Origin of the sequence: Nocardia puris (assembly GCF_036051655.1) — a bacterium.
GTDB lineage: Bacteria > Actinomycetota > Actinomycetes > Mycobacteriales > Mycobacteriaceae > Nocardia > Nocardia puris.
Map to the genome: position 1 here is coordinate 4,219,805 of NZ_CP107943.1, position 22,697 is coordinate 4,242,501.

Sequence of the window (22,697 nt, forward strand, 5' to 3'; positions counted from 1 at the left end):
CGCGGGCGCGGCCTGACGCGAACCGATCAGTTCCGATCGATCCCGAATCGGACGAGGAGATCCCGGCCGCCGAGAACCGGAAGGGCGCTACCGGGTGGCGCGCGGGGCGCCGCGCCGAGCCGCTCGGGGGCGGGCGGCGCGGCCGGGGGAGTGTCGAGGCCGGGCAGCAGATCCGGCCAGGACGGACCGGAGCGCGGCGGGGCGACGAGCAGCGCGTCGCCGGGCAGGTGCCGTTCCGGCGGGTTGACGTGCGCGTGCCGGTCGGCCGCCGCCCAGAGCGTGACGGTGTTCTCGACTCCCGGGCCGACGGACTCGATGTGCTCGTGGACGGCGGCGGCCCTGGCGAACACGTGACAGTCCGGCAGCACGAGGGCCAGGACCCACGCCGCGAACACGAACGCGACGACCGCCCGCGGGGCGGGGCGGCGTGCGGCAGCGAACGTCACGATCGCCGATGGTACAAGCCGAGGCTGAGTGCCCCGCTCAGGATTTCGGGCGCACCAGGCAGGCGACGCCGTCCTCGGCGCCGTCGAGCCGGTCCAATTGCACCGAGTAGCCGGGCTGATTGCGGCGCAGCGGGGCCTTGCCCGCGTTCCACGCGTCCTCGCAGGTGCGGTACGCGGGCGCGGCGGTGGTGCTGGTGGCGGCCGCCCCGCCGCCGGAGGAGGAGTGCGAGCGCTTGCGCTTGCCGTTGCTGCCGCCGCAGGCGCTGACGACGAGCACGGTGATGAGCAACAGGCCGACGACGGCCACCAGGGTGCGCGATCTACGCATGGTCGGATTCCCCCCAATCGCAACGGATTTCGAAACAACCGCCGAACAGTATTGCGCGGCCGTCGCGGTGGCGCAACGAAGCCCGCCGCGATTCGTCGGCGTGTCGAGCCCGCATCGTGGCCGGACCGCGCTCTTCGTCCGCCAGAATCGTGAAAATCCTCACAGCATGCTGCCGCCCGAAGGAGCCTCGACCATGGACATGGAGCTCGGCAAGCCGGAACCGGCCGCGCACCCGGTGCGGGTCAGGGGCGATCTGGACCCCGGACTGTCCCGGTGGATGTGGCTGGTGAAGTGGTTGCTCGCCATCCCGCACTACTTCGTGCTGTTCTTCCTGCACATCGGGTACGCCGTCGTGACGGTCATCGCGTTCTTCGCGATCCTGTTCACCGGGAAGTACCCGAAGGCGTTGTTCGAGTTCAATGTCGGTGTGATGCGCTGGAATTGGCGCGTCAGTTTCTACGCGCTCACCGTGCTCGGCACGGACAAGTATCCGCCGTTCTCGTTGCGGCCGGACCCGGAGTACCCGGCCGATCTGGAGATCGACCACCCGGAGAAGCTGCATCGCGGGCTGGTGCTGGTGAAGTGGTGGCTGCTGGCCATCCCGCACTACCTGATCATCGGTGTGCTGATGAGCGGCACCGTGGCCAGTGCGGTGCAGGACGAGGGCACCGGCGCGTGGAACCTGGCGATGAGCTGGCCGGTGATCCACGTGCTGGTGGCCATCGCGCTGATCGGCCTGCTGTTCACCGCCCGCTACCCGAAGGGGCTGTACGACTTCGTGGTCGGCATCAACCGGTGGCTGCTGCGCGTGCAGGCCTACGCGGGTCTGATGCGCGACGAGTACCCGCCGTTCCGGCTCGATCAGGGTCCGCGCGAACCCTGATCAACCGGCCGGTGATCCCCCGCGTGCCTCGGCATGCGGGGGATTCGTGTATTCAGCGGGCGTTCTCGTAGACGCGGCGCACCACGTCCTCGATGCCCGGTTCCTCGATGGACAGGTCGCGCACCGCCGCCCGATCCGCGACGGCGGCGAGTAGCTGTGCGGCCGTGACGGATTCGGCGTCGAACGCCAGCCGCTGGCGCATCCCGTCGGCCTCGCTGGAGAGCAGTTCCGCGCCCGGGGGCAGGTCGCGCAGATCGGGGGCGGGCTCGGCGAGGTCGAGCACGAGGACCCGGCGCGCACCCACCGTCGCGCCGAGGCCGGGCAGGGTGCCGTCGTAGACGAGACGGCCGTGATCGACGACGAGCACACGGTCGCAGAGCCTTTCGATATCGCCCATGTCGTGGGTGGTGAGCAGCAGGGTGGTGCCGCGGTCGGCCCGTTCGGCGCGCAGGAACTCGCGCAGCCGCTGTTTGGAGAGCACGTCGAGTCCGATCGTGGGCTCGTCCAGGATGATCAGCTCGGGCGAATGCAGCAGGGCGGCAGCCACTTCCGCGCGCATGCGCTGGCCGAGGGAGAGCTGCCGCACCGGGGTGCCGAGGGTTTCGGCCATCTCCAGTTGTTCGACCAGTTCGTAGGTGCGTTTGCGGGCGAGGTCGGGATCGAGCCGGTGGATGGCCGCGAGGATCGAAAACGATTCGCGCAGCGGCAGATCCCACCACAGCTGGGAGCGCTGCCCGAACACCACGCCGATCCGGGAGGCCAGCGCGCGCCGCATGCGCACCGGCTCCAGCCCGCAGGTGCGCACGTGTCCCGAGGTGGGCACCAGGATGCCCGTGAGCATCTTGATGGTGGTGGACTTGCCCGCGCCGTTGGCGCCGATATAGCCCACGGCCGCACCGCGTTCCACGCGAAAGGTCATCCGGTCCACGGCCGTGATCACGTCACGTTCGCGGCGCCACCGGCCGTTCTTGCGGTAGAGCGTGAATTGCCTGGTCAGATCCTCGATATCGATGATCGCGTCGGGTAAGCCTGCCGCCGCCGTGTTCATCCCCCACCTCCCTGATAGTGCCTGGTGCCCAGCCGCCAGAGTCCGAAGGCCAGCAGCCACACCCACAGCGTCGCCACCGGGACCCACCACGCGAGCCAGGCGGGCAGCAGCGCCGGGCCGGGCAGGTCCAGCAGCGCGAGGGTGGGCAGATACGCGGTGAACGCGACCGGAATCGCGAAGCCGAACAACAGTTTCAGCGGCGTCGGGAACACCGACGCGGGCTGCGTGGCGGCGAAGGAGCCGCCGTAAGTGAAGCTGTTGGTGAGTTCGGAGCCGTCGATCAGATAGAACTGGAGTCCGGCGGCGCACACGAAGATCCCGGCGAACATCAGGACGCCGCAGACGAGTGTGGTCACCAGCAGCGCCACCGTGGCGGGGGTCCACGCGATGTCGTTGTGCGCCAAGCCGATCACCAGCACCACGATCGCCACGGCGGCGCGGGCGCAGCGGCGCAGCGAGATGTCGCCGGTCACGAGCTGGGCCAGCAGTGGTTGCGGGCGTAGGTGATACGCGTCCAGGGTGCCCATCCGGATCAGCGTCGGCAGGGTGTCGAGGTGGCCGACGAGCACCTGCGCGAGCGCGAACGCGGTGTTGGACAGGCCGAACAGCAGCAGCGCCGCCTTCAGGTCCAGCCCGCCGAGCACGTGCACGTTGTGGAAGATCACCCACACCTCGGCGAATTCGACGAGACCGACCAGCAGCGCGCTGAACATCTCGCTGGCGAAGGAAAGCCGGTAGGCGCGCTGCGCCCGGATGCGCGAGCGCAGCACGGCGGCGTACGGGGTGAACCAGGTGCCCGCCGGTGCGGTGCCGAGACGTTCAGCCACCCTGGACCTCCAGCTTGCGCCGGCCCGCGCGCAGCAGGAACCGGCCGAGCAGGCCGATGGCGAGCACCCAGAACGCCTGGGTGGCCACCACACTCACCGCGTCCATGCCCAGGACGCGGCCCGACAGGACGTCGATCGGCGCCTGGAGGATGGACGGGAACGGGGTGGCGTGGGCGAGCGCGCGCAGCCAGTCGGGGAACATGTGCACCGGCACGAACAGCCCGGCCAGGAAGGTGCCGAGGATCTGGTACAGCGTCCGCACGCCGCGCGTCTCCACCACCCAGAACCCGACCAGGCCCACGGCGAACAGCCCGAGGAACGACAGCGAGACGGCCAGCACCATCGAGATCAGGCCCAGCACATAGGGTCCGGGCGTGCCGGGCAGCGCCAGCCCGAAGGTGACCACCCCGAACAGCACGCTGGGCAGGAAACGCGGGATGAGCGCGCACGTGGCGCGGCCGAGATCGGCTGCCAGGTAGGCGAATTGGATGTCGACGGGACGCAGGAAGTCGACGGCCACGTCGCCGTTCCTCACACGCTCGGCCAATTCCAGTGGCGGGCCCATGAATTGGGTGAGGGCGATCATGCCTTGGGAGAGCCAGACGTAGGCGGCCATGCTGCCCTCGTCGTAGCCGCCGAACTCGCTGCCCGCCCGCACCGCCGCCAGCAGCACCGAGGCGCGGACGAGTCCGAACACGCAGTTGGTGAACAGGCCGGCGAACATGGCCAGCTTGTACTGCGATTGCCGGCGGAATCCGGCCACCGCGAGGCGCCAGTAGAGGGTGGTTTCGCGGCGGGTGCGGGTGGTCGCCGTCAGTGAATTCCGGCCTACCTCACCCCAGCGCACAAGGAGTTGACATTACAGCCCGCGCGCGGCACGGGGAAGTGTTCGGCGCGGATTCGGCCGAAACCGCCACGGATCCGTCGCGCGAGTGTTAGAAACGCACTCACTTCACATATGTGGAGAGGTCGCGCACGACAGGAAGGATCGTCGATGACTGTCGCCGAGTCGACCGTTTTCGAGGCACTCGAATCGAACGTGCGCGGTTACTGCCGGTCCTGGCCCACGGTGTTTCGCACGGCCAGCGGCGGCTGGCTGCGTGACGAACAGGGCCGCGAGTACCTGGACTTCTTCGCCGGCGCGGGCGCGCTCAACTACGGCCACAACAACCCGGTGCTCAAACGCGCCCTCCTCGACTACATCGCGGGTGACGGGATCACTCACGCGCTCGATATGTCGACGGTCGCCAAGCGTGCGCTGCTCGAGACCCTGCGCGACCGGGTGCTCGCGCCGCGCGGGCTGGACTACAAGGTGCAGTTCCCCGGTCCGACCGGGGCGAACGCCGTGGAGGCCGCGCTGAAGCTGGCGCGCAAGGTGACGGGGTGCCAGGCGGTGCTGAACTTCACCAACGCGTTCCACGGGATGTCGTTGGGCGCGCTGTCGGTGACGGGAAACGCCGCGAAGCGGGCGGGCGCGGGCGTGCCACTGGTGCACGTGACGCCCATGCCCTACGACGGGTACCTCGAGTCGGGCGACGAGTTGGCGTGGATGGCGCGCGCCCTCGACGACCCGTCGTCCGGCGTGGACAAACCTGCCGCCGTGATAGTGGAGACCGTGCAGGGTGAGGGCGGCGTGAACGTCGCGCGGGCGGAATGGTTGCGCCGGTTGGCGGAGCTGTGCGCGGCGCGCGGGATCTTGCTGATCGTGGATGACGTGCAGATGGGGTGCGGACGCACCGGGCCATTCTTCTCGTTCGAGGTCGCGGGCATCACCCCCGACATCGTCACGCTGTCGAAGTCCATCGGCGGTTACGGATTGCCCATGGCGCTGGTGCTTTTCAAATCCGAACTGGACCAGTGGGCGCCCGGGGAGCACAACGGCACGTTTCGCGGCAATAACCCGGCGTTCGTCACCGCGCGCGTCGCGCTGGAGCACTACTGGTCGGACGACGCGCTCGAACGTTCCACCAAGGCGAAGGGGGAGCGGATCGCCGGGGTGTTGTCGCGGATCGCGGCGACGGTGTCCGGTGTGTCCACGCGCGGGCGCGGGCTGGTGCACGGGTTGGTCTTCGAGGACGCGTCGCGCGCGGGGAAGGTTTGTCAGGCGGCCTTTGAGCGTGGCCTTTTGGTGGAGACCTCCGGGTCGTTCGACGAAGTGGTGAAGCTGTTGCCTCCGCTCACGCTCGCCGACGACGAGCTGGATCATGGCCTCGATCTGCTGGGGAGTGCCGTGGACGTCGTTTGCGGCTGATTGTGAAGCAACTCATCTCCTGATTGCTGGCATCCCGCGGAGTCCGAGGCTAATCTGGAGTCATTCCAGAAAAGCCCTACCGAGGACTTTCCACGAGAGGAGCTGCAATGACTTCGACCCTGCCGAAGAGCCCCATCACCAGCCCGTTGGGGAAGGCGGAGCAGAAGGCCGTCGGCGTGGTGTTGGCGGACGCCCTGTCCGATCTGATCGACCTGTCGCTGATCGGCAAGCAGGCGCACTGGAACGTGGTCGGCAAGAACTTCCGTGAGCTGCACCTCCAGTTGGACGAACTGGTCGGCAGCGCCCGCGAGTTCTCCGACTCGGTGGCCGAGCGCGCCGCCGCCCTGGGCATCTCGCCCGACGGCCGCGCCGCGACCGTGGCCGCCACCTCGGCGCTGCCCGAGTTCCCGGCCGGCTACCTCGCCGACCACGACGTGGTCGAGGCGATCACCGACCGGCTGGACCTGCTCGTGCGCCGCATGCGCGAACGCGTCGAGGCGACCGATACCGCCGATCCGGTGACCCAGGATCTGCTCATCGGCATCACGGCCGAACTGGAGAAGCAGCGCTGGATGTTCCAGGCGCAGCTCGCCTGATCGGCTCGAAGTAATTCGCGCAGCGGGAATTCGCCATGGCGGCGGGTTCCCCGCTGTTGCGTTTCCGGACAAGCGGGACCTGGGCTTGATCGCGGCGATGTCGGGTCTATGGCCGTGCCCCGGTGAGCAGGCGTTCGGCGGCGTCGCGGGCCTTGCGTGCCACGTCCGGATCGCCCGTGATACCCGCCGTCACCATCGCGCCCTCCGCCAGGAGGTAGATCGCTTCGCCCGCATCGGATCCGGCCGCGTCCACCCACCCCGTGACGTGAGCGTGGAACGCCTCCTTGTGGGCGCGGACTTCGGCGAGCACGGCGTCGGAGGTCGGTCCGAGTTCGCCGTGCGCGTTGATCCAGGCGCAGCCGCGGAAGCCGGGTTCGGCGAACCAGTCGCGCAGCCAGTCGAAGAGGGCGAGCACGCGCCGGGTGGGGTCGGCGAATCGTTCGACGTAGTCGACCAGGCGGGTGCGCCAGCGGAGGTCGCGGCGGCGCAGGACCGCGACGGCGAGGTCGTCCTTGGTGGGGAACATCGCGTAGATGCGCTTGAGCGACAGGCTCGACGCCGCGCGGAGACGGTCCATGCCGACGGACTGGAAACCGTGGGCGTAGAACAGCGATTCGGCGACGTCGAGGAGCGCCTCGCGGTCGCCTGCTTGTCGCTCGGCGGTGAGGGCGGCGGGCATCGGGGCTCCCTTGACGTGGAGAACGGTCGTTCCCTACTGTAGCGCGGGAGTGGAGAACGTTCGTTCTCCACCTGTGAGAGGAGTGCCCATGCCGGACGTTCGCCCGCCCTTCCCGCCGTTCACCCCGGAGACCGCGGCGCAGAAGGTCCAAGCCGCCGAGGACGCGTGGAACACTCGCGATCCGGAGCGCGTAGCCGCCGCGTACACGCCGGATTCCTTGTGGCGCAACAGGGACGCCTTCGTGAGCGGCCGTGCGGAGATCGTGGAGTTCCTCACCGCCAAGTGGGAACGCGAGCTCGATTACGCACTTCGCAAGAGCCTGTGGGGTTTTCGCGAGAACCGCATCGCCGTGCGCTTCCAGTACGAGTGGCACGATCGCGCCGGACAGTGGTGGCGCAGCTACGGAAACGAGTTGTGGGAGTTCAGCTCCGAGGGTCTGATGTCGCGACGGGAGGCCAGCATCAACGACGTGGCCATCGCCGAGGCGCAGCGCCGGATCTTCGGCCCGCGCCCCGCCGGCCAGCACGGCGTCGACATTCCGCTGCGGTAGCGCCGCGCGCCACCGCCGGGCCGGGTCAGGCGAATCGGGTGAACCCGGTGAGGAACGGCCGCACGGTCGCCTCGCCGGCGGGCCCCGACCGCAGACCGTCGAGCACGTCGTCGGACATCTCGCCGAAGGTCTCGAAGGACTGGACGGTGCAGTGCGCCATCACATCCCGGATGTAGGGGTCGGACAGCTTCCAGTGCGCGAGGACCGCGTCGGAGTCCGCGTAGAGCTGGAAGCTGTGCGCGAGCCCGCGCGCCTCATCCAGGAAGACCTGCACCACCAGCTGCGGCCCGTGCTCCTCGACGAAGGCGACCGCGCGACGCACCGCCCCCTTGAACTCCTCGAGATGGCCGTCGGTGATCTTCATGGTGTTGTGGAACAGGATGCTCATGCTCCCGATCCTGAAACATCAACCGAACTCGAGGTCAACTCATATCCCCCCTCAGCGGAAGGCGGCGGCGTTCTCCTCGGCCCACTGCCGGAACGAGCGACCGGGAGCGCCCGTGAGCCGGGTGACGGTGTCGCGCACGGTCCGCAGTTCGTCGTTGACATCCCCGCCGGTCACGTCGAGCACCGCGTCGGCGGCGTCCTCGCCGAAGGCGTCCACCATGCACGGCGCCGGGCAGATCCAGCTTGCCGCGCGGCCCGCGCACCGCGTTGTCCACGCCGCGCAGCACGGCGAACACCGCCACCGCGACGAACATCACGTTCACCCACATCACGGCGCGCCACCCCACGTACTCCGTGAGCAACCCGTTCAGCACCACACCGGCCGCACCGCCGGCCGCGTCCGCACCGCCCCACGCGCGGCCATGGCCCCGGACCGTGCCGGCCCCTCGGCGAACTCCGCGGTGACCAACGCCGGCGACATCGGCGCCAGCACCGACGCGGCCACACCTTGAATGGCCCGCGCCGCCAGCAATTCCGGTGCGACTTGGGCCAACCCGCCCCACGCGCTGGCCACTCCGAACACGGCGAGGCAGGCGAGCAGGAGCGTGCGCCGCCCGGTGAAGTCGGCCAAGCGGCCGCCGAACAGCATGAGGCCCGCGAAGGGGAGCAGATAGGCGTTGAGCACCCAGCTCAGCCCCGACGCCGAGAAGTCCAACTCGGCGTCGATATCCGGCAGTGCCACGTTGACGATCGAAAGATCCAGGGACACAAGGAACATCACGGTGAAGACGGCGGCGAGGGTCCAGCCCGCCCGGTTCCGGTCCGTGTGGTCACGGCGACCTCCATAATTTAGTAACGCGTGTGTTTATTATGGTCAGCACAGCCTTACCTCGCTGTCGAGACCTTCGCATCGAAGAATGGGCCCATGACAGGCGCGACTACACCCCGGCGACGCGGACGCCCCGTGCGGGTGACCCGCGAGGAAGTCGTGGCCGCCACCACCCGCATGCTGAAACAGGACGGATCGGCCGGGTTCAGCATGCGCAGACTCGCCGACGAACTCGGTGTGAGCACCGCCGCCGTCTACCACCACTTCCCGGGCAAGGCGCAGCTGTTCATCGCCGTGCTGAGCGAGGAGGCCGAGCGGGTGCCGCGCCCGGACCTGCCGGACTCGCCCCGCGACCGGTTGATCACCCTCGCGATGCACGTCATCGAGGTGCTGCACGAATTGCCGTGGGTGGTGGACGTACTCGTCGCGGGCGAATCGTTCGGTCGCGCGGCGATGTGGATCCTCGACGAGTTCGTCGGCGCGGCAATGGAACTCGGTGCCGACATCCGCCACGGCACCTACATGTACTCGGCGATGTGGCGTTTCGTGCTCGGCGAGCTCATGATGCGCCGCGTCCCGGACGAACGCGCGGCCGCCGCCGCGGCGGGGGACCCGCGCCCGCTGTGGAGCGATCTGGTGGCACCGGACGAGTTCGCGGAATTCGACCGCGTCGGGGAGTTGCTGCCGGAACTGTCGCGGATGCGCGAGGAGTTCCGCGCCCGCACCGCCGTGGCCGAGTTCGTGGACGGGATGGTGCTCGGCATCCCGCGCGGGTGAGTGGCTCGCTCAGCGAATCCTGTTGTTCGCCTTACCCAGTGGGCTCCTCGATTGTCGGGGAGTGCGACCACCCGCGCGCCGCCGGGTCGAGCGTCGCGGATCCGCTCACGCGTCAAGCGATTCCGATCGCTCGGCGCAACACCGCCTCGATGTGCTCGACATCGGCGGGCATATCGTCCAGCAGCACGGCCGTGCACAGCCCGTCGGACGTCGCGACCAGCGACGCGATCGCCTCGGGGTCGTCGGTGCAGTGCCCGCCGAGTTCGGCGACATTCTCCCGCCAGCGGCGCGCGACCGGCCGCAGCGCGGGCCTGCGCGCCGCCATGGTCGACAGTTCGCGTTCGGCCAGCGCCCGGTCGCGCCCCGGACCGGCCGATTCGGCGATGAGTTCGGCGAGGCCGCGCAGCTTGTCGTCGCGGCCGTCGATGATGCCGCGGATGCGGGCGGTGTAGTTCTCCGCGACGCTCGTGAGCGCCGCGACGAGCAGGTCGTCGAGGGTGGCGAAGTAGTAGGTGCTGAGGCTGGTGGGGATGCCCGCCTCCTTGGCGACGGTGCGATGCGTGACCCCGGCCGCCCCGTCGCGCCGCACGATCGTCAGTGTGGCGTCGATGATCTCGGCGCGGCGCCGTTGGCCTCTGGCCTTGCGCCCGTCGGTGATCCGCCCGTCGGTGATCACGTCCTCCTCGCCCATGCGCCCTCCTGCCCACAGGCTAGACGACGCTCACCCGCCGCCGAGGGGCCGGATCCCGCGCAACGCGACCGCGCACAGCGCCGCTACCACCGCGATCGCCACGCCCGCCACCGCCGCGGACACGTTCAGGCCGGTGGTGAACGCGGCGGCGGCGCTGTCCATCGCGGCGGCGGGCGCGCGGTCGGCCGCGGCGACGGCGGCGTCGATGCTCTCGCCGATCCGGTCGGCCACCTCGGGCGGTGTCCCCTCGGGAATCCGCACCCGAGCGCGGTAGAGAGCGGTCGTGAGACTGCCGAGCACGGCCACGCCGACGGCCAGGCCCAACTCCTGCACCGTCTCCGAAACCGCCGCCGCCGAACCGGATTTCGCGGGCGGCGCGGCGCCGACCACCATATCGGTGCCGAGCGCGGCGATCGCGCCGAGCCCGGCGTAGATGAACGCGAAGCCGAGCACGACGGCGTGACGGCTGTCGGTCCCCGCCGTCGCCAGGAGCGCGTAGCCGATCACCGAACCGCCCAGCGTGCCGGCCATGACCCACCCGGGCCGCACCCGCCTGGCCAGCAGCGGCGCGCCGATCGCCGCCGCGAACATCGCCAGCGCGGGCGGCCCCATCCACCACCCCGCGGCGGCCGGGGACAGGCCCGCGATCATTTGGAGGTACAGCGTGACCAGATACATCGCCCCGCCCACACCGACGAGCCCGGCCAGCAGCACCGCCGACGCCGACGCGAACACCCGGTCGGTGAACAACGTGACGTCCAGCAGTGGATCATCGAGGCGTATCTGCCTGCGCACGAACGCGATTCCCGCCGCGATGCCGACCCCGCCGGTCAGGACGACCGTGACGTCCGGACCGTGCGCCGCGAGATGTTTGACCGCGTAGACGACGGGCAGCAGCATCGCCAGCGACAACGCGACGCTGACCGGGTCGAGCCGGCCGCGGCCGGGCGAGGTGTACTCGGGCAGCAGCCGGGGCGCGCCGGCCAGGACGATCACCGCGATCGGCAGCGCGGGCAGGAACGCCGCGCCCCACCAGAACCGCTCCACCAGCAGGCCGCCCACCACGGGTCCGGCGGCCATGCCGAGGGCGAACATCGTCGCCCACACGCCGATCGCGACCGCGCGCTGTCGCGGCTCGGGGAACAGCGTCGCGATCAGCGACAACGTGGAGGGCATGAGCGTCGCGCCCGCGATGCCCAGCAGGGCCCGCGCCGCGATCAGCGCCTCGGCGGTCGGGGCGAACGCCGCCAGGACCGACGCCGCCGCGAACGCGGCCATGCCGAGCACCAGCAGTCGTCGCCTGCCGATCCGATCGCCGAGTGTGCCCATGGTGAGCAGGAATCCGGCGATGAAGAAGCCGTAGGAGTCCATGATCCACAGCGTTTGGGTCGCCGTCGGGTCGAGATCGGCGGACAGGGCGGGCAGGGCGAGGTAGAGCACGGTCAGGTCGAGGCCGAGCAGCACGGTGGGCAGGGCGAGCAGGGCCAGGCCCGCCCATTGGCGCGCGGTGGCGGGTCGGGTGCCGGTGCGGGTCATGCGGTCCTCCTCGGGATGAGATATTTGAACGATAGTACAAATAGAACTATCGTTCAAATATCTCTGCGAGGGCCGACGCCGGGCGAGGTGATCTCGGAACCGGATGCGTCGGGCGGAGTTGGCGCCGCGCTCGGATGACGAGTTCCGCTGCGGATGCCCCTCCGGTTCCGAGGTGGCCGGCCCACCGAAAGCGCGAGGCGCATTCGATGGGCCGGCCGGTTCCGGGATCAAGCGGGCGGGACCCCGGCAGTGGCCGAATCGTCCTGCGCTTCAGCCTCTTCCGGGTCCGGCGTCTCCGCCGGGACCACCGTCCTCGCGAGCACCACCACCCCGAGCAGCAGCACCGCGCCGAACGCGCCCGCCAGCGCGAACCCGGCCGTGAACGCCGAGCGGGCGGCCTCGGCGAGTGCCGCTCCCAGCTCGCCGGGGAGTCCCGCAGCGATGTCGAGCGCCGACGCGACACCTTCCCGCGCGTTGTCCAGTACACCGTCAGGCAGGCCGTCGGGCGCGGCTTCCGGGAGCCGCGAGCGATACGTCGCGGCCAGCAGGCTGCCCGTGGTGGCGATGCCGAGGGCCACGCCGAGTTCCCCGGCGGTCTCCGACACAGCCGCCGCCGACCCGGCGCGTTCCGGCGGCACCGAGCCGACCACCAGGTCGGTGCCGATGACGCCGGTGGGGGTCGCGCCGAACGTCGCGAGCGCCACGCACGCGAGGACCAGGGGCAACGCGGTGCCGGTCCCGATGAACAGGATGCCCACGCACGCGCCCGCCGCGATGAGGGCGGCGCAGGCCAGCACGGCCCGGCGGCCGTAGCGCCGGGCGAAACGCGGCGTGAGCAGCGAAGCGACCACCGAGACCAGCGCGACCGGCACCAGCCACAGGCCCGCGCCGAGGGGCGAGATGTCGCGGACGAGTTGCAGGTACTGCGGCGTGAGGTAGTAGATGCCGTTCACGGTGAGCGTGCCGAGCATCATCAGCGCCACCGCGCCCGCGAAGGCGCGCCGGGTGAACAGCCGCACGTCCAGCAGCGGGTCCGGCGACCGCAGCTGACGGCGCACGAACAGCACACCCGCCACGATCCCGGCCACGAGCACGAGCACCGCGTCCACCGAAACACCGCGCGCCGCCATCTCTTTCACGCCGTAGGCCACGGGCAGCATGGTCGCCAAGGACAATCCGACGCTGAGCGGGTCGATCCGCTTGGCCCCGTCGGCCTGCCGGTGTTCGGGCAGCAGCGCGGGTCCGAAGACCAGCAGTACCAGCATCACCGGCACGCCGATCAGGAAAACCGCACCCCACCAGAAGAATTCGAGCACGACACCGCCCACCACGGGGCCGATCGCGACGCCCGCCGAGAACACCGTCATCCAGATCGCGATGGCGAAGGTGCGCTGGTGCGGATCGCGGAACATCGTGGAGATCAGCCCCAGCGTCGAGGGCATCAGCGTCGCGCCGGCGACACCCAGTAGCGCCCGCGCGGCGATCAGCAGTTCCGCGCTGGGCGCGTAGGCCGCGATCACCGACGCCACGGCGAACGCCGCGCCGCCGAGGAGCAGCAGCCTGCGCCTGCCGATCCGATCGCCGATGCCGCCCATCGTGATGAGGAAACCCGCGATGAGGAAGCCGTAGATGTCGAGGATCCACAGCTGCTGGGTGGCGCTCGGGCGCAGTTCGGCCGACAGGTGCGGGGTCGCGAGGAACAGCACGCTCACATCCAGCGCGAGCACCAGCAGCGGTGCGGCGAGCAGGCCCAGGCCCAGCCATTCCCGCCGGCCCGCCTTCGCGGGGATCTCCTGCGCGGTCACTGCCCGCCTCCGGTCACCCGCAGCGGACGGTGGGCGCGCTGGCGGCGCAAACCCTCTGCCCACCAGACCAATTCGTCCAGCATGCCGTCGGCGTAGCGGTCGTAGCGCGGCGCGTCCACGGGTTCACCGTCGTCGCCGAACAGCTCGGGGTAGTTCGGGAACGCCACGCTGGTGCGCACCGACATGGCGTGCACCTCGTTGAACACCAGCCGCAACTGCTCCACGGCGCGCAGCCCGCCGCTGATCCCGCCGTAGCTGACATAGCCGACGGGTTTGGCCTGCCATTCGTCGGAGAACCAGTCGATGGCGGTCTTGAGGGCGGCCGGGAAGCTGTGGTTGTACTCCGGCGTGACCACCGCGAACGCGTCGGCGGCGTCGAGCCAGCCGGACAGCTCGCGCACCGGCGCGGGCGGTTCGGTGACGTCGTCGCCGGCCAGGACCTCGGGCAGCCAGGCCGTGGCCAGGTCGATCACGTCGACCTTCAGGTCCGCGCGGGCCCGCGCGCGGGCGGCGAACCACTCGGCCACGGTCGGGCCGAAACGTCCGGTGCGGGTGCTCGCGATCAGCACGGCCAACCGGATCGGTGCGGTGTCGTCGGGCATTGCGTCCTCCTCGTTCGGAATCCGTCCCGAGGGTGCGGCCGGGCGGTTCGGGTTCGCTTCGGACGCGCTTCGGGTGCGTCCGAGGTCCGGTAACGTCGGCGGCGTGCGTTTCGGTGTGCTCGGCCAACTCGAGGTGCGCACCGAGCGCGATGAGCCGGTGCGGGTCCCGGAACTGAAGGTCCGGCTGCTGCTGGGCCATCTGCTGCTGCGGTCGGGCGAGCCCGTGCCGGTGGACCGGTTGATCGAGGAGTTGTGGGGTGCGCGCCCGCCCGCCGATCCCAAGGGCGCGGTGCAGGCGAAGGTGTCCCAGCTGCGGCGCGTTCTGGACGACGCCGAGCCGGGCGGGCGCGACCTGGTGGTGTTCGACGCGGCGGGCTACCGGTTGCGCGTGCCCGGCACGGCCGTCGACGCCGGACGGTTTCTCGAACTGGTGGAGCGGGCGCGCGCCGAGGGCGATGCCCGCGCGCGGGCGGCACTGCTCGACGACGCGCTGAACCTCTGGCGCGGACCGGCTTTCGCCGATCTGGGCGACGCGCTCACCGCGCAGCCGGTGGTGGCCCGGTTGCACGACCAGCGGATCGCGGCCGTCGAGGAGCGCGCCGAGACGCTGCTGGCACTCGGCGAACACGTACTGCTGGCCGACGAATTGGCCGAGGTGGCGGCCCGGCACCCGCTGCGGGAACGGATGCGCGCCGCGCAGATGCGTGCGCTGTACCGGTCGGGGCGGGGGCACGAGGCGCTGGTCGTCTTCGAGGAGTTGCGCACCGGGCTGCGTGACGAACTGGGTGCCGACCCGTCACCGGAGCTGGTCGAACTACACCGGGAGATGTTGCGGCACAGCCCCTCCCTGCGTTCGGCGCCCGTGCCGTCGGCGGGGTACCGGCCGCCGCCGCTGCCCGCGCCGCTGACCCGGTTGATCGGGCGCGACGAGGACGTCGAGCGCGTCGTGGCGCGGCTGGCGGGTGCGCGGTTGGTCACGCTGACCGGATTCGGCGGTGTCGGTAAGACCCGGCTGGCGCTGGCCGCGGCGGCGCGGTGGGCGGAGCGGCTGTCGGACGGGGTGCGGTTCGCCGAACTCGCCGGGCTGGGCGCGGGCGAATCCGTCGCGGCCGTAGCGGGTGTGATCGGCACGGCGCTCGGGGCGAAGGCGGGCACCAGCGTGGGCGCCGGGGCGGGGTCCGCCGACGCGCTGGCGCAGCTGATCTCGGTGATCGGCGACGTGCGCGGCCTGCTCGTGCTGGACAACTGCGAACATCTGACCGGCGCGGCCGCCGAGGTGGCGGGCCGCGTGCTCGCCGCCGCGCCGGGCCTGGTGGTGCTGGCGACCAGCCGGGAACCGTTGGGGCTGGCGGGCGAGGCGCTGTTCCCGGTGGCGCCGCTGCCTCCGAGCGGCGCGGCGCTCCTGTTCGCCGAACGCGCCGCCGACGCCGACCCGGGCTTCGTCCTCGACGAGCACACCGAGCCGCAGGTCCTCGCGATCTGCGAAAGTCTCGACGGCATCCCTCTCGCTCTGGAACTCGCCGCCGCCCGTCTCCCCGGGCTCGGTCTCGGCGAACTGACCGTGCGGCTGTGCGACCGGTTCCGCACCCTGTCCGCGCCCCGCCCCGGCGTCCCCGAACGCCAGCGCACGCTGTGGTCGATGATCGACTGGAGCTGGTCGCTGCTCACCGAACCCGAACAGGTTGTGTTGCGCCGGTTGTCGGTCTTCGCGGGCGGGTGCGCGCTCGAGGCGGCGGAGGAGGTGTGCGCAGAGCGATCGCGCGCGTCGGTGGAGTCCCCCTGCGCGGAGGGGAATGCGATTGCGGCCGAAGGTGATTCGACCGCCGCGAAGAGGGAAGGGGTACCGGCTTCCGGCGGTGACGGTGGCGTATCGGGTTCCGGGCCGAGCGTTCGTGGGCCGGAGGGTTTCGGGCACGAGGGTGGCGCGCGAGTCGGCGGCGGGGCGGAGAGCGGAGCCGGGATCGCCGTGGCCGATGTGGCCGGGGTGATGGCCCGACTGGTCGACAGGTCGCTGCTGGTCCGGGCCGACGGCGACCGGTATCGCCTGCTCGAGTCGGTGCGCGAGTACGCGGGCAAGCGATTGGCCGAGGCGGGGGAGGACGAGCGGTTCGGCGAGCGGCACGCGGAGTACTTCCTGGGGTTCGCCGAGTGCGCGGAGCCCGGACTGCGGGGGCGCGAGCAGGGCACGTGGCTGCGCGCCTTGGACGCCGAAGAGGCGAATATGCAAGCGGCGCTGGCACGTTCACCGGTGGACCGGCGTCTGCGGTTGGTGGACGCGCTCGCCTGGTACTGGTTCCTGCGCGGCAGGCCCGGGGTCGCGCTCGACGCGGCCGACGCCGCGCTGGCGTTGCCCGGCGGGGACGACGACGTGCGGGCCGGGGTCACGGTGTGGCGCACGGGATTGGCGCTGTGGTCGCGACCCGGTGCCGCGGTCGAGGACGAGGGGCAGGCGGCACTGGACCTGCTCGGTCCCGACAATCCGCGCCGGGCGCGGGCGCACTGGTTTCTCTCCTTCGCGCGCTGGGGTTTCGGCGATATGGGTGTCGCGACGCGTTGGGCGGAGGTCGCATTGGCCGCGTGCCGGGCGGCGGGCGACGAATGGGGTTGCGCCGCCGCGCTTTCCACCCTGGCGAGCTATGCGTCGCTGCGCGACGACATCGCCACGGCACGCCGCGACGCCCGGCGCGCGGAGGAACTGTTCGCCGCCCTCGGCGACCGCTGGGGGCGACTGCAAGCGCTCGACACCCTGGCCGGGACCTCCGAGATCCTCGGTGACTACGCCGAGGCGATCCGATTGCAGTCGACCGGCCTGCGGATCGCGGAGGACCTGTCCTTCGATCCGGAGATCGCCGGACGTTTGTCCGCTCTGGGCCGGGTCATCATGCTGACCGGCGACCTCGACACCGCCTACGCCCACCACGAGCGAGCCCGGGCGCTGGCCGTGAACCAGGGCAACGCGGGGCTGATCGGCTACGCCGAGTTCGGCATGGCGCTCGTCGCGCGCAGGCGGGGCGACCTGACCACCGCCGAACGGCTGCTGACCCCCTGGGTGACCGGCGAACGGGCGTCCGACACCTTCGCCGCCCTCACCCCGCTGGCCGAACTCGGCTTCATCGCCGAACTCCGCGGCGACGGCGCGACGGCCCTCGGCCTGCACGAACAGGGCTACCGCATGGCGCTGGCCACCGGCGGCGGCCCCCGCGCCCTGGCCCTCGCGCTGGAAGGCATGGCTGGCGCGAAAACGCTGCTGGGCGACCCGGATTCGGCCGCCCGCCTGCTCGGCGCCGCCGACGCCGCCCGCCGCTCGGTGGGCGCCCCGCTCCCGTCCGCCGAACGCTTCGACGTCGACCGCATCACCGGTGCGGCCCGAAAATCCTTGGGAGCGGACGGCTTCGATGCCGCCTTCGCCGAAGGTGCCACGTCTCCACCTCGTGTAGGTGAGGCTGATCGGCCACGGCAAGGCGCCGCTCCACGGTGAGGTGCCGCTCCACGGTGAGGTGCCCACTGTGGAGGCGGACCGGCCACGTCGGGGCGTCACGCCATCGGCCCAGCCGCGACAATCCGCTCGGCGCGCCGGATCGTCGGCGACCGGCCCTCCGCTCGCCGCGGGCGACGCCCGTTCTACTGTGGGGAGATGATTCGCACGGCTGCGTTGGCGCACGTTCGGGACCGCCGCCTGTTGCAGGCGCGGTCCACCGGTAAGGACGTCTTCTACATGGCGGGCGGGAAGATCGACGCGGGGGAGACGCCGGTGGCGGCGCTGCACCGGGAGATCCGGGAGGAGTTGGGGGTCGGGGTGGCCGCCTACGCGCACCTGGGGGATTTCGAGGCCGAGGCGTACGGGCACGCGCCGGGCACCCGCCTGCACATGACCTGCTTCACCGCCGACCTCGACGGCGACCCGCACCCGAGCGGCGAGATCGCCGAACTCCGCTACTTCACCGTGGCCGAGTACGCCGCCATGACCCACGTCGCCCCCGGCTCGATGCTGGTCTTCCGCCACTTGCAGTCGCTCGGCCTCATCGACTGATCAGGCGCGGTCACCCTGGATGAGGGTCAGCCGGGCTTCGAGTCCGTCGAGTACCCGATCCAGGGCGTAGCGGCAGTATTCGGCGTGGGCGGCGGCGCGCTCGGCCGCACCGGAGGCGAAACGCGCGGCCATGCGCCGCATCTGCTCGGCGCCGGGGCCGGGGTGGGCGTCCAGGGAGTCCAGCAGCGCGGTCAGGCCGGGGTCGTTGCCGTCGGGAAAACGAGTGTCGCCCAAGGCGATCAGGCCAAGGCAGGTGTTGAACGCCACCGTGTAGGCGGTCACCGCCTCCTCGCCCCAGCCCGCCTCCAGCATGCGCGACACCCCGGCGTCCATCACCGGCACCAGCTGCTCGGTGCGAGGCCCGTTGCGCAGCAACCACGACGCCACGTCCGGATACTCGGCGAGCCGATCGATCATGGGGTACAGCATGTTTCGCAGCAGCGCGCGCCAATCCTCGTCGTCCGTCGGGAGATTCATCTCCGCGTAGACCTTGTCGACCACCGCCGCGCACACCTTCTCCCGGTCGCCCACGTGGTGGTAGATCACCGACAGCGACGTGTCGAGCCGGGCGGTGAGCTCCCGCATGCTCCACCCGTCGAGCCCGCGTTCGGCCGTGAGCGCGGCCGCGGCCGCCACGATCGCGTCGCGCGAGAGGCCGGTCCGATAGGCGCGCCTGGTACCGCTGGGCATGCCCGCCACCCTAGCGGGCACGTCGGGCGGCCCTGATCGCCGCCGAATCGCACCGGTCCGGTGCGGCTGCCGGCCGTGCACTCGCACCGAACCTCGCTCGGTCCGGTTGGACGCCCGCGCACCCCTTGCGCCCGCTCCGCCCATCGGTACACTCCAAATTAGAACACTGATCTAATTTGGAACGGGGACCCATGAGCAACCGCATCCGGCGCGCTGCCCACCGACCGGGCGAGGTGCGGGCATGACCGCGCCGAGCCCGACACCGGACGAGGCGAACCAGCCAGAAGGAGGCCTCGGGGTCGTCCTCGGCCCGGTGCGCGGCAGATTGATCGCGGCGGCCGCACTCCAAGCCGCCGCCTCCCTCGCCGGACTCGCCCCCTTCGTCGCCGTGGTCGAGATCGCCCGCGAATTCCTCCGTGACGGCCCCACGGATCGCGGCGCGGTCTGGGCGTGGGTGGCCGTCGCGGTCGCGGCGTTCGCCGTGCGCACCTTCGGCAGCGCGGCCGCCTACACCCTCAGCCACGCCGCCGACGCCGACCTGGGCCTGCGGCTGCGTCGCGAAATGGCCGCGCACCTCGGCCGCGTGCCGCTCGGCTGGTTCGCCGACCGCGGTTCCGGCCGGGTCAAGCGGGCGCTCACCGACGACGTGGGCGCCGTGCACCACGTGGTCGCGCACGCGTTCAACGACCTGGTCGCGGCGGTGGTCACCCCGCTGGCCGCGCTCGGTTACCTGTTCTGGCTCGACTGGCGCCTGGCCGGGCTGAGCCTCGTGCCGTTCCTGCTGTGGGGTGCGGCGGTGGCGCTGATGACGCGCGGCGAGGCCGAGCGCCAGCGGAGGTGGAGCGCCGAACTGGACCGGCTGGGCGCCGCCGTCGTGGAATTCGTGGACGGGATCGCGGTGGTGAAGGCGTTCGGCGGCGCGGGCAGCGCGCAGGACCGATACCGCAGGGCCGGCGACGATCTCGCCCGATTCCTCGGCGAATGGCTCGTCCCGTTGCGCGGCCTGGAGGCGCTGGCGGCCACCGTGATCTCACCGCCCGTCCTCCTCGTCACCGCGTTGGCGGGCGGCGTGTGGCTCGGCTCCGACCCCGTCGACATCGTCGCCTTCGCCATGCTGACCGTGGGCCTCGGCGCGCCGATCACCGCCCTCGGTTTCGGCGCGCTGTCGCTGCAAGCGGCGACCGCTGCGGCGGGGCGCCTGGCCGCCTTGCTGCGCACGCCGGAGCTGCCGCCCGCCACGGCGCCGAAGTCGCCGGACGGGGCGCGCGTCGAGTTCGACGGCGTGCGCTTCTCCTACGACGGACGCACCGACGTGCTCGACGGCGTCGACCTCACCCTCGAACCAGGAACGGTGACCGCCCTGGTCGGGCCGTCCGGCTCCGGCAAATCGACACTGGCACGGCTGCTTCCGCGCTTCTGGGATGTTACCGACGGCGCCGTGCGCATGGGCGGCGTCGATGTCCGCGAGATCGCCGAACGCGACCTCTACCGGCAGATCGGCTTCGTCTTCCAGGAAACGTCGTTGCTGCGCACCAGCATTCGCGACAATATCGCCCTGGCCCGGCCGGACGCCACGCTCGCCGAGGTCGAACGGGCCGCACGCGCCGCCCAGATCCACGACCGCGTCACGGCCCTGCCGCGCGGCTACGACAGCGTGGTCGGCGATGACGCCCACCTCTCCGGCGGTGAAGCACAACGGGTTTCGATCGCCCGCGCGCTGCTCGCCGACGCGCCCGTCCTGGTGCTGGACGAGGCCACCGCCTTCGCCGACCCCGAATCCGAAGCGGCCGTGCAGGACGCGCTGTCACGCCTGGTGGCCGGCCGGACACTGCTGGTGATCGCGCACCGCCTGAACACGATTCGCGACGCCGCCCGCATTGTGGTCCTCGCGCGCGGCCGCGTCGTCGAATCGGGCGCCCACGACGAATTGCTCGCCCGCGACGGCGAATACGCGCGCCTGTGGCGCGCCCAGACCCCCGCCTGGGAGGAATCACGATGATCGCCAAGCTCTTCCGCCTCGTCGATCCCGGTGACCGGCCGCTGTTCGCGCGCTGGATCGGCTTGATCGTGCTGTTCTCGGTGCTGCAAGGCCTGTGCGTGCTGCTCGTGGTCCCGGTGCTGCGCCCGCTGCTCGACGGCGACCGCGACGCCGCGATGCCCTGGCTGGCCGGGCTGGCAGTGGCCGCAGCGGCGTCGGGCGTTGCGTTCTACGTGCAGTCGATCGAAGGTCAGCGCGTCGCCGACCTGCTGCTGCTCGGCCTGCACCACCGCATCGGCGACCACCTGGCGAAGCTTCCGCTCGGCTGGTTCGACACCGACCGCACCGGCCGTCTCACGCACTCCGTCTCGCAGGGCACCACCAATATCATCGGCGTGCCGGCGCACCTGATGCAGCCGGTGGTGAGCGCGGCGGTCACGCCCGCCGTGGTGGCCGTGGGCATGATCGCGTTCGACCCGGTGCTCGGCCTCGCGCTGGTCGTGGCGGGCGTGGCGCTGCTGGGCACGCACCGCGCCGCGCAGTCCGCGATCGCCCGCGGTTTCGACGCCATCGACGCGACCGCCGTGGAGGCCGCGAGCCGCGTGGTGGAATTCGCGCAGCGCCAACCGGTTCTGCGCGCCTTCGGCCGCACGGGTGAGGGGCACCGGCTGCTGGACGACGCGCTCACCGGGCAGCGCCGCGCCTACGGGGAGATGAATCGCGGCGCGGTGTCGGCGCTGGTGCTGTTCTCGGTGGCGGTGCAGATCGCGTTTCTCGCGCTGATCGTGGCCGGGGTGCTGCTGGCGTTCGGCGGGTCGCTGGACGCGGCCGAACTCGTCGCGCTGCTGGTGCTCGTCACGCGGTTCCTCGGTCCGCTGGTCGAGATCGTGGATCACGCGGCGGCGCTGCGGATGGCCGCGGAAGACCTCGACCGGATCGATGAAGTGCTCCGCGTCCCGCCGCTGCCGGAAGGTGAGGCGCTGCGTGCCACGACACCGGGCACGGTGTACTTCGATCGCGTCACCTTCGGGTATGGAGACCGGAAAGTGCTGCGGGACATCAGCTTCGAAGCCAGCCCCGGCACGGTCACCGCGATCGTCGGGCCGTCCGGCGCGGGGAAGACCACGATCCTGCGCCTGGTGGCGCGTTTCTGGGACGCCGACGCGGGCACCGTGACGGTGGGCGGTGTCGACGTGCGCGAGTACGCCGCCGACGCCCTGTTCGACCAGATCGCGCTGGTGTTCCAGGATGTCTACCTGTTCGACGACACCATCGAAGCCAATATCGGCGTCGGCAGGCCGGGCGCCACCACCGCCGAGATCCGGGAGGCCGCGCGGCGGGCGCGCGTGGACGAGATCGTGGACCGGCTGCCCGACGGGTGGGACACGCGCGTCGGCGAGGGCGGCGCGAACCTCTCCGGCGGTGAGCGCCAACGTATTTCGATCGCCCGCGCGCTGGTCAAGGACGCCCCGATCGTGCTGCTCGACGAGGCGACCGCCGCCCTCGACCCCGGTAACGAAGCGGCCGTCACCGACGCCCTGCGCACCCTCGCCGCCGACCGCACCGTGCTGGTGGTGGCGCACCGCCTGCACACCATCGCGGGCGCCGACCAGATCCTCGTCCTCGACGGCGGCGAACTCACGGCGGTGGGCACGCACGCCGAACTCCTCGCCGCGCCCGGGCGCTACCGCGACTTCTGGCGGGAACGCGAGCGTGCGCGGGGGTGGCGAATCACGGTGTGAGGTAGGGGCTTGTGCGCGGACC

Annotated in this window: 23 protein-coding genes; 9 read left to right on the forward strand and 14 right to left on the reverse strand. The window is 71.2% G+C overall.

Annotated features, from left to right (window positions below):
* Positions 1 to 26: 26 nt before the first annotated feature.
* The gene (locus OHB21_RS19400; protein WP_195126466.1) at positions 27 to 446 is read right to left on the reverse strand and encodes a hypothetical protein; all 420 of its coding nucleotides are present in this window, start codon (positions 444 to 446) and stop codon (positions 27 to 29) included.
* 37 nt (positions 447 to 483) lie between these two features.
* Positions 484 to 774 carry an excalibur calcium-binding domain-containing protein gene (locus tag OHB21_RS19405; protein WP_067511262.1) on the reverse strand — a complete coding sequence of 97 codons (291 nt, stop codon included), beginning with the start codon at positions 772 to 774 and terminating at the stop codon, positions 484 to 486.
* Positions 775 to 967: 193 nt separating this feature from the next.
* Between OHB21_RS19405 and OHB21_RS19410 the strand changes: the two genes are divergently transcribed.
* Positions 968 to 1,657 carry a DUF4389 domain-containing protein gene (locus OHB21_RS19410; RefSeq protein ID WP_228801576.1) on the forward strand — a complete coding sequence of 230 codons (690 nt, stop codon included), beginning with the start codon at positions 968 to 970 and terminating at the stop codon, positions 1,655 to 1,657.
* Between the two features lie 52 nt (positions 1,658 to 1,709).
* On the opposite strand, the gene OHB21_RS19415 is transcribed toward OHB21_RS19410, so the two are convergent.
* From OHB21_RS19415 to OHB21_RS19425, 3 genes are read right to left on the reverse strand one after another with little or no spacing between them, the layout of a single operon-like run.
* A complete protein-coding gene (locus OHB21_RS19415) occupies positions 1,710 to 2,705 on the reverse strand; it encodes an ABC transporter ATP-binding protein (protein ID WP_195126467.1) in 996 nt (331 codons plus the stop codon).
* Positions 2,702 to 3,532, reverse strand: a complete 831-nt coding sequence (locus OHB21_RS19420; RefSeq protein ID WP_067511260.1) for an ABC transporter permease — start codon at positions 3,530 to 3,532, stop codon at positions 2,702 to 2,704. The genes OHB21_RS19415 and OHB21_RS19420 overlap by 4 nt, the downstream gene beginning before the upstream one ends.
* Positions 3,525 to 4,379 (reverse strand): ABC transporter permease, encoded by an 855-nt coding sequence (locus OHB21_RS19425; RefSeq protein WP_232331823.1) that lies wholly within the window; start codon positions 4,377 to 4,379, stop codon positions 3,525 to 3,527. Before OHB21_RS19425 ends, OHB21_RS19420 begins: the two co-directional genes overlap by 8 nt.
* Positions 4,380 to 4,526: 147 nt before the next feature.
* On the opposite strand from OHB21_RS19425, the gene ectB reads away from it, so the two are divergent.
* Complete coding sequence (gene ectB, locus OHB21_RS19430) at positions 4,527 to 5,783, forward strand: diaminobutyrate--2-oxoglutarate transaminase (RefSeq protein WP_067511259.1); 1,257 nt, start codon at positions 4,527 to 4,529, stop codon at positions 5,781 to 5,783.
* A gap of 107 nt (positions 5,784 to 5,890) precedes the next feature.
* The gene (locus OHB21_RS19435) at positions 5,891 to 6,379 is read left to right on the forward strand and encodes a Dps family protein (RefSeq protein WP_067511258.1); all 489 of its coding nucleotides are present in this window, start codon (positions 5,891 to 5,893) and stop codon (positions 6,377 to 6,379) included.
* A gap of 106 nt (positions 6,380 to 6,485) precedes the next feature.
* Here the strand turns inward: OHB21_RS19435 and OHB21_RS19440 are convergent, their stop codons facing one another.
* On the reverse strand, positions 6,486 to 7,058 hold the full coding sequence (locus OHB21_RS19440; protein ID WP_195126468.1) for a TetR/AcrR family transcriptional regulator: 573 nt from the start codon (positions 7,056 to 7,058) through the stop codon (positions 6,486 to 6,488).
* Positions 7,059 to 7,146: 88 nt separating this feature from the next.
* Between OHB21_RS19440 and OHB21_RS19445 the strand changes: the two genes are divergently transcribed.
* A complete protein-coding gene (locus OHB21_RS19445) occupies positions 7,147 to 7,608 on the forward strand; it encodes a nuclear transport factor 2 family protein (RefSeq protein ID WP_067511256.1) in 462 nt (153 codons plus the stop codon).
* Between the two features lie 25 nt (positions 7,609 to 7,633).
* Here OHB21_RS19445 and OHB21_RS19450 read toward each other — a convergent pair whose 3' ends face one another.
* From OHB21_RS19450 to OHB21_RS19460, 3 genes are all read right to left on the reverse strand, one after another.
* On the reverse strand, positions 7,634 to 7,996 hold the full coding sequence (locus OHB21_RS19450; protein WP_067511255.1) for a hypothetical protein: 363 nt from the start codon (positions 7,994 to 7,996) through the stop codon (positions 7,634 to 7,636).
* 51 nt (positions 7,997 to 8,047) lie between these two features.
* Positions 8,048 to 8,215 (reverse strand): hypothetical protein, encoded by a 168-nt coding sequence (locus OHB21_RS19455; RefSeq protein WP_228801577.1) that lies wholly within the window; start codon positions 8,213 to 8,215, stop codon positions 8,048 to 8,050.
* A gap of 147 nt (positions 8,216 to 8,362) precedes the next feature.
* Positions 8,363 to 8,737: an MFS transporter gene (locus OHB21_RS19460; RefSeq protein WP_324195172.1), complete on the reverse strand. Its 375-nt coding sequence runs from the start codon at positions 8,735 to 8,737 to the stop codon at positions 8,363 to 8,365.
* Between the two features lie 183 nt (positions 8,738 to 8,920).
* Between OHB21_RS19460 and OHB21_RS19465 the strand changes: the two genes are divergently transcribed.
* On the forward strand, positions 8,921 to 9,601 hold the full coding sequence (locus tag OHB21_RS19465; protein ID WP_195126469.1) for a TetR/AcrR family transcriptional regulator: 681 nt from the start codon (positions 8,921 to 8,923) through the stop codon (positions 9,599 to 9,601).
* A gap of 112 nt (positions 9,602 to 9,713) precedes the next feature.
* Here OHB21_RS19465 and OHB21_RS19470 read toward each other — a convergent pair whose 3' ends face one another.
* The 4 genes from OHB21_RS19470 to OHB21_RS19485 form a co-directional block, all read right to left on the reverse strand.
* Positions 9,714 to 10,292 (reverse strand): TetR/AcrR family transcriptional regulator, encoded by a 579-nt coding sequence (locus OHB21_RS19470; protein ID WP_195126470.1) that lies wholly within the window; start codon positions 10,290 to 10,292, stop codon positions 9,714 to 9,716.
* A 30-nt stretch (positions 10,293 to 10,322) separates the two neighbouring features.
* The gene (locus OHB21_RS19475; RefSeq protein ID WP_067511251.1) at positions 10,323 to 11,828 is read right to left on the reverse strand and encodes an MFS transporter; all 1,506 of its coding nucleotides are present in this window, start codon (positions 11,826 to 11,828) and stop codon (positions 10,323 to 10,325) included.
* Positions 11,829 to 12,055: 227 nt separating this feature from the next.
* Positions 12,056 to 13,633 (reverse strand): MFS transporter, encoded by a 1,578-nt coding sequence (locus OHB21_RS19480; RefSeq protein ID WP_067511250.1) that lies wholly within the window; start codon positions 13,631 to 13,633, stop codon positions 12,056 to 12,058.
* Positions 13,630 to 14,235 carry an NADPH-dependent FMN reductase gene (locus tag OHB21_RS19485; RefSeq protein WP_067511249.1) on the reverse strand — a complete coding sequence of 202 codons (606 nt, stop codon included), beginning with the start codon at positions 14,233 to 14,235 and terminating at the stop codon, positions 13,630 to 13,632. Before OHB21_RS19485 ends, OHB21_RS19480 begins: the two co-directional genes overlap by 4 nt.
* Before the next feature lie 103 nt (positions 14,236 to 14,338).
* On the opposite strand from OHB21_RS19485, the gene OHB21_RS19490 reads away from it, so the two are divergent.
* Positions 14,339 to 17,713, forward strand: coding sequence for a BTAD domain-containing putative transcriptional regulator (locus OHB21_RS19490; protein ID WP_195126471.1), 3,375 nt, complete (start codon positions 14,339 to 14,341; stop codon positions 17,711 to 17,713).
* A 156-nt stretch (positions 17,714 to 17,869) separates the two neighbouring features.
* On the forward strand, positions 17,870 to 18,265 hold the full coding sequence (locus OHB21_RS19495; RefSeq protein WP_067511247.1) for an NUDIX hydrolase: 396 nt from the start codon (positions 17,870 to 17,872) through the stop codon (positions 18,263 to 18,265).
* Here OHB21_RS19495 and OHB21_RS19500 read toward each other — a convergent pair whose 3' ends face one another.
* Complete coding sequence (locus OHB21_RS19500) at positions 18,266 to 18,955, reverse strand: TetR/AcrR family transcriptional regulator (RefSeq protein WP_195142131.1); 690 nt, start codon at positions 18,953 to 18,955, stop codon at positions 18,266 to 18,268.
* A gap of 241 nt (positions 18,956 to 19,196) precedes the next feature.
* On the opposite strand from OHB21_RS19500, the gene OHB21_RS19505 reads away from it, so the two are divergent.
* Both OHB21_RS19505 and OHB21_RS19510 read left to right on the forward strand, forming a co-directional pair.
* A complete protein-coding gene (locus OHB21_RS19505) occupies positions 19,197 to 20,954 on the forward strand; it encodes an ABC transporter ATP-binding protein (protein ID WP_195126472.1) in 1,758 nt (585 codons plus the stop codon).
* Positions 20,951 to 22,675, forward strand: a complete 1,725-nt coding sequence (locus OHB21_RS19510) for an ABC transporter ATP-binding protein (RefSeq protein WP_195126473.1) — start codon at positions 20,951 to 20,953, stop codon at positions 22,673 to 22,675. The genes OHB21_RS19505 and OHB21_RS19510 overlap by 4 nt, the downstream gene beginning before the upstream one ends.
* Positions 22,676 to 22,697 lie beyond the last annotated feature (22 nt).